Annotated in this window: 11 protein-coding genes, 1 tRNA gene and 1 riboswitch; of the genes, 7 read left to right on the forward strand and 5 right to left on the reverse strand. The window is 66.4% G+C overall.

Translation table 11 applies throughout. The features are described from left to right. Nucleotides 1–45: 45 nt before the first annotated feature. A complete protein-coding gene (gene adh / locus ACNKW1_RS03995) occupies nt 46–1566 on the reverse strand; it encodes an aldehyde dehydrogenase (protein WP_418363287.1) in 1521 nt (506 codons plus the stop codon). 290 nt (nt 1567–1856) lie between these two features. Here adh and ACNKW1_RS04000 point away from each other — a divergent pair, with 290 nt between their 5' ends. The 4 genes from ACNKW1_RS04000 to ACNKW1_RS04015 all read left to right on the forward strand — a co-directional run bounded on the left by ACNKW1_RS04000 (nt 1857) and on the right by ACNKW1_RS04015 (nt 7794). After that, on the forward strand, nt 1857–2798 hold the full coding sequence (locus tag ACNKW1_RS04000) for a ketopantoate reductase family protein (RefSeq protein WP_418363288.1): 942 nt from the start codon (nt 1857–1859) through the stop codon (nt 2796–2798). Next, nucleotides 2798–3004, forward strand: a riboswitch (cobalamin riboswitch). Its footprint overlaps the gene before it by 1 nt. Nucleotides 3005–3160: 156 nt before the next feature. Next, nucleotides 3161–3736: a GNAT family N-acetyltransferase gene (locus ACNKW1_RS04005; protein WP_418363289.1), complete on the forward strand. Its 576-nt coding sequence runs from the start codon at nt 3161–3163 to the stop codon at nt 3734–3736. A 57-nt stretch (nt 3737–3793) separates the two neighbouring features. After that, nucleotides 3794–6619, forward strand: coding sequence for a ribonucleoside-diphosphate reductase subunit alpha (locus tag ACNKW1_RS04010; RefSeq protein WP_418363290.1), 2826 nt, complete (start codon nt 3794–3796; stop codon nt 6617–6619). Beyond that, nucleotides 6616–7794, forward strand: a complete 1179-nt coding sequence (locus ACNKW1_RS04015; RefSeq protein ID WP_418363291.1) for a ribonucleotide-diphosphate reductase subunit beta — start codon at nt 6616–6618, stop codon at nt 7792–7794. The genes ACNKW1_RS04010 and ACNKW1_RS04015 overlap by 4 nt, the downstream gene beginning before the upstream one ends. Nucleotides 7795–7870: 76 nt before the next feature. Here ACNKW1_RS04015 and gabD read toward each other — a convergent pair whose 3' ends face one another. Next, nucleotides 7871–9334: an NADP-dependent succinate-semialdehyde dehydrogenase gene (gene gabD / locus ACNKW1_RS04020; RefSeq protein WP_418363362.1), complete on the reverse strand. Its 1464-nt coding sequence runs from the start codon at nt 9332–9334 to the stop codon at nt 7871–7873. A 194-nt stretch (nt 9335–9528) separates the two neighbouring features. On the opposite strand from gabD, the gene ACNKW1_RS04025 reads away from it, so the two are divergent. The 3 genes from ACNKW1_RS04025 to ACNKW1_RS04035 all read left to right on the forward strand — a co-directional run bounded on the left by ACNKW1_RS04025 (nt 9529) and on the right by ACNKW1_RS04035 (nt 10506). Then, a complete protein-coding gene (locus tag ACNKW1_RS04025; RefSeq protein WP_418363292.1) occupies nt 9529–9675 on the forward strand; it encodes a hypothetical protein in 147 nt (48 codons plus the stop codon). A gap of 115 nt (nt 9676–9790) precedes the next feature. Then, nucleotides 9791–9916 carry a hypothetical protein gene (locus ACNKW1_RS04030; RefSeq protein ID WP_418363293.1) on the forward strand — a complete coding sequence of 42 codons (126 nt, stop codon included), beginning with the start codon at nt 9791–9793 and terminating at the stop codon, nt 9914–9916. A gap of 71 nt (nt 9917–9987) precedes the next feature. Further along, nucleotides 9988–10506, forward strand: coding sequence for a retropepsin-like aspartic protease family protein (locus tag ACNKW1_RS04035; RefSeq protein ID WP_418363294.1), 519 nt, complete (start codon nt 9988–9990; stop codon nt 10504–10506). A gap of 123 nt (nt 10507–10629) precedes the next feature. Here ACNKW1_RS04035 and ACNKW1_RS04040 read toward each other — a convergent pair. From ACNKW1_RS04040 to ACNKW1_RS04050, 3 genes are all read right to left on the reverse strand, one after another. Beyond that, nucleotides 10630–10706 (reverse strand) — tRNA-Pro (locus tag ACNKW1_RS04040). Between the two features lie 47 nt (nt 10707–10753). After that, a complete protein-coding gene (locus ACNKW1_RS04045) occupies nt 10754–11722 on the reverse strand; it encodes a polyprenyl synthetase family protein (protein ID WP_418363295.1) in 969 nt (322 codons plus the stop codon). Nucleotides 11723–11834: 112 nt separating this feature from the next. Continuing rightward, nucleotides 11835–13088, reverse strand: a complete 1254-nt coding sequence (locus tag ACNKW1_RS04050; RefSeq protein ID WP_418363296.1) for an extracellular solute-binding protein — start codon at nt 13086–13088, stop codon at nt 11835–11837. Nucleotides 13089–13130 lie beyond the last annotated feature (42 nt).

Consider the following 13130-nt stretch of genomic DNA (forward strand, 5'->3'; position numbering starts at 1 on the left):
CCGAGGAGATACCCCGGACAGGGCATGGGGAGAGAGGACGGTCGCTCAGAAGAAGCCGAGCTTGTTCTCGCTGTAGCTCACGAGCAGGTTCTTGGTCTGCTGGTAGTGGTCGAGCATGACCTTGTGCGTCTCGCGGCCGATGCCCGACTCCTTGTAGCCGCCGAAGGCAGCGTGCGCCGGGTAGGCGTGATAGCAGTTGGTCCACACGCGGCCGGCCTGGATGGCCCGGCCCATGCGATAGGCGACGTTACCGTTGCGGCTCCATACGCCGGCACCCAGACCGTACAGGGTGTCGTTGGCGATCGAAAGGGCCTCGGCCTCGTCCTTGAAGGTGGTCACCGCGAGCACCGGCCCGAAGATCTCTTCCTGGAAGATGCGCATCTTGTTGTGGCCCTTGAACAGCGTCGGCTGGATGTAGAAGCCGTCGGTCAGGTCACCGCCAAGTTGGGCACGATTGCCGCCGATCAGAACCTCGGCGCCCTCCTCACGACCGAGCGCGAGGTAGGACTGGATCTTGGTCATCTGTTCCTGCGAGGCCTGCGCCCCCATCATCGTGTCGGTGTCGAGCGGGCTGCCCTGCTTGATGGCGGCGACGCGCTTCAGTGCGCGCTCCATGAAGCGGTCGTAGATCGATTCCTGGATCAGCGCGCGGCTCGGGCAGGTGCACACTTCGCCCTGGTTGAAGGCGAACAGCACCAGGCCCTCGATCGCCTTGTCGAGGAAGGCATCATCCTTGTCCATCACGTCGGCGAAGAAGATGTTGGGCGACTTGCCGCCCAGCTCCAGCGTGGCCGGGATCAGGTTGTTGGCGGCGGCCTGGGCGATGACGCGGCCGGTGGAGGTCGAGCCGGTGAAGGCGATCTTGGCGATGCGCTTGCTGGTGGCGAGCGGCATGCCGGCCTCACGGCCATAGCCGTTGACGATGTTGAGCACGCCCGGCGGCAGCAGGTCGGCGATCAGTTCCATCAGCACCAGGATCGAGATCGGGGTCGACTCGGCGGGCTTGAGCACCACGCAGTTACCCGCACCCAGAGCCGGCGCCAGCTTCCACGCCGCCATCAGGATCGGGAAGTTCCACGGGATGATCTGGCCGACCACGCCCAGCGGCTCGTGGATGTGATAGGCCATGGTGTTCTCGTCGATCTCCGAGATGCCGCCTTCCTGCGAGCGCAGGCAGCCGGCGAAGTAGCGGAAGTGGTCGACGGCGAGCGGGATGTCGGCGTTGAGCGTCTCGCGGATCGGCTTGCCGTTGTCGACGGTCTCGGCGTAGGCGAGCAGTTCGAGGTTGGCCTCGAGGCGGTCGGCGATCTTGAGCAGGATGTTCGAGCGCGTGGTGGCGTCGGTCTTGCCCCAGGTCGGGAAGGCCGCGTGTGCGGCATCGAGCGCCAGCTCAATGTCCTCGGCCGTGGAGCGCGCGGCCTGGGTGTACTTCTGGCCGGAAACCGGGGTGACCACATCGAAATACTGCCCCTTGACCGGGGCCACCCATTTGCCACCGATGAAGTTGTCATAACGGCTTTTGAACTGAACCTTGGCGTCGGCCTGGCCGGGCATTGCGTACAGCATGATCTCGTCTCCTCGATTTTCTGGATGCACAGCAAGTCGCTGCATCTCACCTCCAGCAGGAGTCATGCCAGAATGCGAATGCGCCTGGATTCGGGCATTCCAGCCCCACAGCACATCCCATCGGCTGTTCCCATTGGGTGGAATGAACAGGCTGAGTTGCTCCAGATGCTCCATGGAGCAGGCATGCTGGAGCACCCATCCGATGTTTATGCGACATCGCGACCGCGAAGCCGTCTGGCACGCAACAGGCAGGGATCCACTTGAAATCCGAACCGCTCCGTACGTATCGAATGGACAGTAATCTCGAGGCACCCCCTCGTGCCACACACCACAGCCAGGCCGACACGCGCTTCCCGGTTGCGATCATCGGCGCCGGCGCGCTGGGCCTGCACTTTGCTGCGCGGCTGCGCGCCGTCGTGCCGCTCGCCGTGATTGCGCGTAACGCACACCGGGTCGCAAGCCTCCGCACCGGCGTGCAAGTGGGCGAGCAAACACTCGCCCTGGAAGCCTTCGACGCTGCCCACCCCCCTGTCGCCGACTGGGTGATCGTGCTGGTGAAGGCCGCCGACACAGCGGCAGCCGCGGAAGTCGCCTCACGCATGCGCCCCATCGGCGTGCTGTCCTTGCAGAACGGGATCACCGTGGACATGCTGCGCGGGCATTGCCACGCACAACACGTGGATCAGGGCATCACCACCGAGGGCGCGTGGCGCGACGGCAACCGGGTGCAGCCCTCAGGCGCAGGCGAAACCCTGCTGCCGCCCGGGTTCGAGCCGCTCGCGCGGATGCTGGCGGACGCGGGTCTCGAGGCTCGCATCGAGCCGGAAATCACCGCCGCGCGGCTGGCGAAGCTGCTGGTGAACGTCGCCATCAACCCGCTCGCGGCGCTGTTCCGCGTGCCCAACGGCGCCCTGCTCGAGCCGCCGCACCGCGTACTGCTCAACGCCCTGGTGCGCGAGGCACTGCCGGTACTGCGCGCCAACGGCCTCGAGCTCGACGAAGCGGCCGCGCTCGCGCGGGTGCATGGCGTTGCCCGCGCCACCGCCGCCAACCGCGCCAGCATGCTGCAGGACGTCCTCGCCGGCCGCCACACCGAGATCGACGCCATCACCGGCGCCCTGCTATCCATGGCCGAGGCGGCCGGGCTCGAAGTTCCGACGCATCGCGCGGTGCATACCCTGGTGCGTACGATCGAACGCGGCGCGTTTGACAGCGCCGGGGGCCAGGGCTAACCTCCGCCCCTGTTCATGGTTGTCCGCCGTCATCGGCGGACATGAAAAGGGAATCCGGTGCCGCGCCCAGCGCGAACCCCGGAGCTGCCCCCGCAACTGTAATCGGCGAGTCCTGCGCCCTCTCTGCCACTGGAAATCTTCCGGGAAGGCTGGCGCAAGACGACGACCCGTGAGCCAGGAGACCTGCCATGCACATCACCTTCAACAGTTTGGGGCGGGGTGTCCCTGACAAGAGGCATGGCTCACACCATTTCACTTGCTCGTTTTCCTGATGGCACGGCAGCACCGCATGGCATTGCCATGCGCGTGACGCATCACGCCCGTGCGTCGGAGATCCGCCCTGCCCGCACCGGATCTCCGCCATGTCCACCGCCGACCGCCCCGCTGCAACGCTGACACCGCCGACCGATTCCACGGGCGCCGTTCTGAGGCCGATGTTCCGCTTCGGCCCCGCCGACGCCCCCCGCATCCTCGAACACCTTCTTGCGCTGGATGCCGATGACCGCCTGCTGCGCTTCAGCCACGGCATCCGCGACGAAGGCATCGCCGCCTACGTCGCCACGCTCGATTTCGCACGCGACCATGTGCATGGTCTGGGCACCGCACAAGGCGACATCGTCGCCCTCGCCCATGTCGCGGTGCGCGATGGGGAGGTCGACTTCGGGCTCAGCGTCACCGCAACTCATCGCCAGCGCGGACTGGGCCGAGCACTGTTCAACCACGTCATTGCACTGGCCCGCCTGCACGGCGCAGGCCGGATCGTGTGTCACAGCGTCAGCCCGGCGGTACTCCACATGGCTGCCGCCAGCGGCTTCCGTCGGCCTGGCGGCAGCCACACCGCCCCCCTGACGCTGGATCTGCGGGCCGAGTCCCACGCCGGCGACGACACCCATCCTTGCCCGGCCCCCAGCGCAGTCAGCCTCGCGGCCGCCGCCTGAAGCTCGCCTTCCCTCAGAAACCCGTTTCATCCGCACTCACCCAGACGAGGACCACCCGTGGACCGACTTCCCGCCGAAGCACTTGATAGCGCCATGCAACTCGCCGCATTCCAGACCGTCCGCCGCAATGGCGCCGTCGTCGCCTTCGATCCGAACAAGATCGCCGTCGCCATGACCAAGGCCTTTCTCGCCGTCGAGGGCCGCCAGGGCGCGGCGTCCTCACGCGTACGCGACATCGTGGCCCGACTCACCGATACCGTGGTCGGCGCCCTCACCCGTCGCCTGCCCGACGGCGGCATGCTGCACATCGAGGACATCCAGGACCAGGTCGAGCTGGCGCTGATGCGCTCGGGCGAGCACGACGTCGCGCGCGCCTACGTGCTCTACCGCGAACGCCGCGCCGCCGAACGCGCCGCGCAGCAGGACGCCGAAGCGCAGGCGGGCGGCACCGGCCCCGTGCTGCACGTCGTCGATGGCGAAGCGCGCCGCCCGCTCGACCGCGCCGCCCTGCTCGCCGTGTGCCGCGAGGCCTGCGAAGGGCTGGACGGTGTGTCCGCCGACACCGTGCTCGAACACGCCCTGCACAACCTCTACGACGGCGTGCCGATTGCCGCCGTGCGCCAGGCATTGGTGCTGGCCGCACGCACGCTGATCGAGCGCGAGCCGGACTACGGCCGTGTCGCCGCCCGCCTGCTGCTGTCGGCGATCCGCGTCGAAGTGCTCGGGCACGAAACCTCGCAGGCCGACATGTCCGACCCCGATCGGGGTTATGCCGCCTGCCTGCCCGCCTTCATCCGCCGTGGCATCGAGGCGGAGCTGCTCGACCCCCGCCTGGCCGACTTCGACCTCGCCCGCCTGGCGGCAGCGATCCGGCCCGAGCGCGACCTGCAGTTCGACTACCTCGGCCTGCAGACGCTGTACGACCGCTACTTCCTGCATGTCGACGACCGCCGCATCGAGCTGCCGCAGACCTTCTTCATGCGCGTGGCCATGGGCCTCGCGATCAACGAGATCGATCGCGAGGCACAGGCGATCGCGTTCTACGAGCTGCTGTCGAGCTTCGACTTCATGAGCAGCACGCCAACGCTGTTCAACAGCGGCACCCGCCATTCGCAGCTGTCGTCCTGCTACCTGACGACGGTGGCCGACAGCCTCGAGGACATCTACCAGTCGATCAAGGAAAACGCCCTGCTGCAGAAGTTTGCCGGCGGTCTGGGCAACGACTGGACGCCGGTACGCGCGCTCGGCAGCCGCATCAAGGGCACCAACGGCCAGAGCCAGGGCGTGATCCCCTTCCTCAAGGTGGTCAACGACACCGCGGTGGCGGTGAACCAGGGCGGCAAGCGCAAGGGCGCGGTGTGCGCCTATCTCGAAACCTGGCACCTCGACATCGAGGAATTCCTCGAACTGCGCAAGAACACCGGCGACGAGCGCCGCCGCACGCACGACATGAACACCGCGAACTGGATTCCCGACTTGTTCATGAAGCGCGTGCTGGAGAACGCCGAATGGACCCTGTTCTCGCCGGTCGACGTGCCCGACCTGCACGAGCGCTACGGCCAGGACTTCGAGACGGCCTACCGCGCGTATGAGGAAAAGGCCGAGCGCGGCGAGATCCGCCTCTTCAAGCGCCTGCCCGCCATCCAGCTGTGGCGCAAGATGCTGACCATGCTGTTCGAGACCGGGCATCCATGGATCACCTTCAAGGACGCCTGCAACCTGCGCTCGCCGCAGCAGCACGTGGGCGTGGTGCATGGCTCCAACCTGTGCACCGAGATCACGCTCAACACCTCGGCCGACGAGACCGCGGTGTGCAACCTCGGCTCGGTGAACCTGCCCGCCCATCTGGTGCGCGACGGCGACGGGCGCTGGACGCTCGACCACGACAAGCTGCAGCGCACCGTGCGTGTCGCGATGCGCCTGCTCGACAACGTCATCGACCTCAACTACTACGCCACGCCCAAGGCGCGCGCCGCCAACCTGCGCCACCGCCCGGTGGGCCTGGGCATCATGGGCTTTGCCGACGCCTTGCATATGATGGGGCTGGCCTACGCATCGGACGCCGCTATCGAGTTTGCCGACCGTTCGATGGAAGCCGTGTGCCACGCCGCCTACTGGGCCTCGACCGAGCTGGCCGAGGCACGCGGGCGGTATTCCAGCTTCCGCGGCAGCCTGTGGGACCGGGGCATCCTGCCGCAGGACAGCCTCGCGCTGCTGGCCGAGGGCCGCGGGCGCAGCAACGCGGGCGGCGGCGCCCTGCTCGAAGTAGACCGCTCTTCCTCGCTCGACTGGAGCCCGCTGCGCGAACGCATCGCCCGCCATGGCATGCGCAACTCGAACTGCGTCGCCATCGCGCCGACCGCGACCATCTCCAACATCGTCGGCGTGTCGGCCTCGATCGAGCCGGACTACCAGAACCTGTACGTCAAATCCAACCTGTCGGGCGAGTTCACCGTGGTCAACGCGCATCTGGTGCGCGAGCTGAAGGCACTCGGCCTGTGGGACGAAGTGATGGTGGCCGACCTCAAGTACTTCGACGGCTCGCTCGCCCCGATCGAGCGCATCCCGGCCGAGCTCAAGGCGCGCTACGCCACCGCCTTCGAGATCGAGCCGCACTGGCTGGTTGAAGCCGCCTCGCGCCGGCAGAAATGGATCGACCAGGCGCAGTCGCTGAACCTCTACGTCGCCGGCGCCTCGGGGCGCAAGCTCGACGAACTTTACCGCCTGGCCTGGCTGCGCGGGCTCAAGACCACCTACTACCTGCGCACCCTGAGCGCCACCGCAATGGAGAAGACCGGCACCAACACGCCGGCCACCGCCAGCGCCGACCCGGCGCCCAAGACCTGCTCCATTCTCGACCCCGACTGCGAGGCCTGCCAATGACCGCCTTCTTCGACGACTGGGACACGCCGGTTCGCCCTCGGGCAGCCACTGCTCCAGCCACCACGCCATCCTCCCGCCAGGCAGGCTCCCCGGCTTCCACGGCGACGCCCACGACAACGGCATCCGGCCCCGACGCGGCCCTGTCCGCCACCGATGCCCGGCCGGGCGCGCTGGCGCCGGTGCGTGCTGCCGACAAGCGCATCGTCAACGGCCAGGGTGACATCAACCAGCTCGCGCCCTTCAAGTACCCCTGGGCGTGGGAGTTCTTCCTCAACGCCAACAAGAACCACTGGACGCCGCTGGAGATCTCCATGGCGCAGGACGTTCACGACTACCACCATCGCCTGACGCCGGCCGAGCGCCATGTGTTCGAGAACGTGCTGTCCTATCTGACCACCTCGGACATCCTCGCCATGCGCAACATCGGCCTGGCGGTGATGGAGAAGATGACAGCGCCCGAACTGCAGATCTACCAGGCCCGCCAGGTGTATGAGGAAGCCCTGCATACCTGGACCTATCAGCACTGCATCGAAAGCCTGGGCCTGGACCAGCAGGAGATCTACAACCGCTACCGCGTCGTGCCCGAGATCCACGGCAAGATCGCGCTCGCCAACCGCCGCCTCGAGCGCGTGATGCGGGCCGACTTCGACCTCACCGACCGCGACAACCTGCACGAATTCGCGCTCTCCTACCTCTTCTTCGCGGCCATCTTCGAGGGCTGCTGGTTCTACAACGGCTTCACCCCCATCTTCGCGCTGCAACGGCGCGGGCTGATGAAGGGCACGGCCGAGCAGTTGCAGTACATCATGCGCGACGAGGTGCTGCACTGCGCCTTCGGCATCCGCACCGTGCGCACGCTCATCGCCGAGGAAAACCTGCAGCTCGATCCCGCGGCGCTCGCCCGCCTGTGGGAGGAGGCCGAGGCCGCCGAAACCGCCTACGCCGGCTACCTGCTGCGCGAGCCCATCCTTGGCTACTCGGCTGCGCAGCATATGGGCCAGTTCCGCTACATCGCCAACCGCCGCGCCCGCCAGCTCGGGCTGGCCGAGCCCTACCCCGGCGCGGAAAACGTGCTGCCCTGGCTGGACGAGCAGGCCAACCTGCGCAAGGAGAAGAACTTCTTCGAGACGCGGGTCACGGAGTATCAGACCGGCGGCGCGCTGAGCTGGGAGTGAGCACAGGCGGACGGGGTGGCGCCTGCAGCGCCCCCCGCCACCACCGCGCAGCCTTCGCGCCGAGATCAGCCAGCGATTAGCGGATCCCGCCGATGCACAGGTACTTGATCTCGACGAAGTCGTCGATGCCGTACTTCGAGCCCTCGCGCCCGACGCCGGAGGCCTTGACGCCGCCGAAGGGCGCGACCTCGGTGGAGATGAGGCCTTCGTTGATGCCGACGATGCCGTACTCCAGCCCTTCGGCCACGCGCCACACGCGGGCGATGTCGCGCGCGTAGAAATAGGCGGCGAGACCGAACTCGGTGTCGTTGGCCATGCGGATCGCTTCCTCTTCTGTATGGAAGCGGAACAGCGGCGCCACCGGGCCGAAGATCTCCTCGCGCGCCACGCGCATCGCAGGGGTGACACCGGTGACGATGGTGGGCTCGAAGAAGGTGCCGCCGAGCGCATGGCGCTTGCCACCGTACGCGATCTGCGCGCCCTTGCCCACCGCGTCGGCGAGTAACTCCTCCACCTTCTCCACCGCATCCTCGTTGATCAGCGGTCCCTGCTGCACCTCGCCCGAGAGCCCCGGGCCTACCTTGAGCTTCGCCACCGCTTCGGCCAGTTTCTCGGCGAAGGCGTCGTAGATGCCGTCCTGCACCAGCAGGCGATTCGCGCACACGCAGGTCTGGCCCGCGTTGCGGTACTTCGAAGCCATTGCCCCCGCGACCGCAGCGTCCAGATCGGCATCGTCGAAGACGATGAAAGGCGCGTTGCCGCCGAGCTCGAGCGCGACCTTCTTCACCGTGCCGGCGCACTGGGCCATCAGCAGCTTACCCACCTCGGTCGAACCGGTGAAGGAGAGTTTGCGCACCACCGGGCTGGCGGTAAGCTCGGCGCCGACTTCGGCAGCGCGATTGGTGGTGACGATGTTGAACACGCCCGGAGGCATGCCGGCACGTTCGGCCAGTTCGGCGAGCGCGAGCGCGCTCAGCGGCGTGTCCTCGGCGGGCTTGATCACCATGGTGCATCCGGCAGCCAGGGCGGGGCCGGCCTTGCGCGTGATCATCGCATTGGGGAAGTTCCACGGCGTGATCGCCGCCACCACGCCGATCGGCTGCTTGATGACGACGATACGCTTGTCCGCGCCGTGCGGCGGAATCACGTCGCCATAGATGCGCTTACCCTCCTCGGCAAACCACTCGATGAAGGATGCACCATAGGCGACCTCGCCACGCGCCTCGGCCAGCGGCTTACCCTGCTCTGCGGTCATCAGCACGGCAAGGTCTTCCTGGTTGGCCAGGATCAGCTCGAACCAGCGCCGCAGCACGGCCGCACGCTCCTTCGCCGTACGCGCACGCCACGCCGGCAATGCAGCCTCGGCGGCGGCGATCGCGCGCCGCGACTCGGTCGCACCCATGTCGGGCACGCTGGCGATCACGCTGCCATCGGCCGGGTTGCGTACCTCGAAACGGGCATCGCCGTCCGCGTCGAGCCAGGCGCCGTCAATGTATGCGCGCGTACGCAGCAGATTGCTGTCCTTGAGTTGCATCAGCATGGACTCCTTCGGAATTGTCATGACCGGAATGGCCGCAGTCTAAACTGTTCAAGCCGACGGGCAAAAAGGCAGCGTCCGCGGCCGGGAATTCGCTCAAGCCCTCACACCGAAATGCCGAAAACGCTGCATGCACACCGTGCAGGGACTTTCCGTGGTCGCACGGGTACGCAACTTCACAGGGAACAGGACGACTCATGAAGAACCTCGACATCAAGGTGAAGCTCGGCCTGCTGACCCTGTGCGCCCTCGCACTGCTGGTCGCGATCGGTGGCTTCTCGTTCTACCAGGCGGGGCAGTTGAACAGCACCCTGACCAAGGTGATCGCGTACAACAGAGGCTGATCGATGCGGTCGACACTGCACGCAGCGCCCAGGTGAGCTTCAAGACACAGGTTCAGGAGTGGAAGAACATCCTGCGCCGGGGCAAGGACGCGGGTTCGCCGTGGTCGCGAAGAACATGAAACGCATTGCACAGTCTGCGGACGAAACCAGCACAGCCGCTCGAGACATGAGCGACTCGGCTACACGCCTGCGCGAACAGACCGGCCTGCTCGCGCAGGCGATTGCGGGCTTTCGCACCTGAGCAGGGCGTCGCCCATCCCTGCAGGTACGCAAAGGGTCCAGCGCCGGAGCGCGACGGCAAGACACTTTCTCATGACCAACTCAGACCACACGCATCGCAAGCTTGGGCGCCGCATGGGTTTGCTCGCAACCCTGGCATTTCTCGGCTTCGGCTGGGCGACCTTCGATGGCGTCCTCAAACACCGCGAGGACCCCAACCGTGCGTTGACCGTTGCGCACGGCACGGAAGAGTGGGTGCTGCAACGCAATCGCGCCGGCCACTATTTCTCACCCGGCCTGATCAACGGCCAGCCCGTTCGCTTCCTGCTCGACACGGGCGCGACCCACACGGCGGTACCGGCGCACCTGGGCCCGCAACTCGGTCTGAGCCCTGGAGCCCGTTCGATGGTTTCCACCGCCAACGGCAGCGTGATTGTCCATGCCACGACCATTGCATCGCTCGACATCGGGCCGTTCCGCTTCGCCGGCGCCCCAGCCCACCTGAATCCGGGCATGCGTGACGACGACGTGCTGCTCGGCATGAGCGTTTTGAAGCACCTCGAGTTTACGCAACGCGGTGATGTGCTGGTGCTGAGGAAGCCATCCGGCTGACGGTCCCGGTGAGGCTCAATGTGACCTTGGACGTGCCGTCCTCTCCCGGCTGCGCATCCAAGGCGCACCACGAAAGCAAAACGCCCAAGCGACTGAATCACTTGGGCGTTTTGCTTGAATTACTGGTCGGGGAAAGAGGATTCGAACCTCCGGCCCCTGCGTCCCGAACGCAGTGCTCTACCAGGCTGAGCTATTCCCCGACACTTTTTGTTGCAGGCCTTGCTGCCCTGCGAAGCCCTGAACTATATCAGTGATTTCGCCGAACTGCAAAGTCCGATAATTGTAGCAATGCATCCTTGAAATTGGAAGGGGGAAGCCCCGATATCGCTTCGATTGCGAGGGCAGCCTCGGCCTCGGCGTAGCGGCGCGTCTCGTCCAGGGCTCCGGTGTCCTGGATGGCGGCTAGGACCGCAGCGAAGTCCTCGCGCCCACCATTCTCGATGGCGCTGCGCACCATCGCCGACTGCGCGGAGGATCCGTGCTGAATGACGTGGATCAACGGCAGGGTGGGCTTGCCCTCGGCGAGGTCGTCACCCAGGTGCTTTCCGGTATCGGCCTCGTCGGCCGAGTAGTCGAGCACGTCGTCGATGAGTTGGAAGGCCGTGCCAAGGTGCATGCCGAAAGCCGCCAGGCGCGCTTCGAGTGCCTCATCCGCACCGCCCACGATGCCGCCCAGACGAGCCGAGGCCTCGAAGAGCTTCGCCGTCTTGTAGCGAATGACGCGCAGGTAGTCGTCGATCCGCACGTCGGCATTGTGGCAGTTGAGCATCTGCAGCACTTCGCCTTCGGCGATCACGTTGGTGGCCTCGGCGAGCACGCGCATGACGCGCATGCTGTCCACACGAACCATCATCTGGAATGCACGCGAGTACAGGAAATCGCCCACGAACACCGCGGCGGCGTTGCTGAAGCGGGCATTGGCCGTCGGATTGCCGCGGCGCAGATCGGATTCGTCCACCACGTCATCGTGCAGCAGCGTCGCGGTATGGATGAACTCCACCACCGCAGCAAGCTCGTGATGATGCGTACCCTGGTAGCCCAGCGCGCCGGCGGTGTAGAGCACGAGCGCGGGGCGGAGCCGCTTGCCGCCGCTTTGCACGATGTACTCGGCGACCGTGCGGATCAGCGCCACGTCCGAATGCAGCCGAAGGCGGATGACCGCATCCACCGCCTGCATGTCGGCGGCGATCGGCGCGAAAAGCTGCTTGACTGACAAGGCGGTGACGCTCGCTGGAAAAGCGGCGATGGTATGGGGCGGCCGCGCCCGGCGTCAAGCCGGCCGCAGCCTTGCCAGCACCCGCACTCGTGGAGGATGCGCAGCCGTGCGACTACTCCTTCAACGCGCGCGTGACGGCATTGTCCAGCGCCTCCTTGGCGGCCTTCTCATCGGCCCACACGCCGGCCAGTTCCTCGTCCAGGATGCGGCGGACCTTCTGCCGCTCTACCACCGGTTGCGCCGAAGACTGTGGCGTCGGGGGCTTGTTACCGAGCTGGTCGACCGCGACCTGCACATTCTCGAGGTCGCCTCCGAGCAGTTCGCTGCGCGATGCGAGCAACCCGGCACGATTCAGCGGGAGATACCCGGTACTGCGCTGCCAGGCGACCTGATTGGCGGGTTCGAGCCAGAAGCTCACGAAGTTCGCTACCCCCTTGTACTCGGCAGCCTTCTTCCCGGCCGACACCCACAAAGCCGGGCCATCTGCCACGGTATTCTGCGGCGCGCCAGGGAAGTCGTCATGGTAAGGCAGTCGGGCCACCCCGACGTCGACCTTGCCGGTACGGCGAAAATCAACCCAGCTCGCGGACGGCGCCGCGATCACCGCGCATTCGCCCTCCCCAAAGCGGCGCTCGGCTTCCGCCTGCTGGTCGAATATATGGAGATAGCGCGCACGCGTCCAACTCGCCATCATCGCCACGTGCTTGACCTGGAACATCCCGTTGAAGCGTGGCACGACCTGCTTGCCCTGCTGCATCGCCACCGGCTCGTTGTGCCAGGCGCTGAGATTCTCGACCATCACCCGCCCGGGCTCGGCCACCGTGTAAGGGCAGGCATGGCCGGTGTCGGCCAGGCGACCGAGCGTGTCCTGCAACGCCTGCCAGGTGTCGATGCGGGTGGTCTCCGGGTTCATGCCGGCGCGACGCAACGCATCACGGTTCAGATACAGCACGGGCGTAGACAGACCGATTGGCAGGGCGAGCAACCGCCCCTTCGCGTCGACCGGCGTGCGCGTCATCATCGCCGGCGGGCGCAGGGTCTGCAGTGCCCGGCCATTCTGCCTCATCAGTTCGTGCAGCGGTTTGAAGCGGGGCTTGCCCGCAACGAACGACTCCTCGTCGTCACCCTCGAGGATCAGCATGTGCGCCGCGCTGGATTTCCATTCCCCGGAACGGACCACCACCCGATATCCCTTGGCCTGCGCATTGAAGCGCTCGACAAGCGCCTCGAGCGCCGCGGCCTTGGAAGTGGGCAAACGGTGGAAGAGTTCGATCTGCTGCGGCGCCGCGGTAGCAGCCTGGGGTGCGATGACCGCGAGCCCCGCCGCGAGCCCCACGAATACACCCCTGATACGGAGGTTGAGCATGAGTTTGACTGGCCTGCACAAGCGCCGGGCCGACGGCCCGGT

Origin of the sequence: Thauera sp. WH-2 (assembly GCF_048321015.1) — a bacterium.
Classification (GTDB): Bacteria; Pseudomonadota; Gammaproteobacteria; order Burkholderiales; family Rhodocyclaceae; genus Thauera.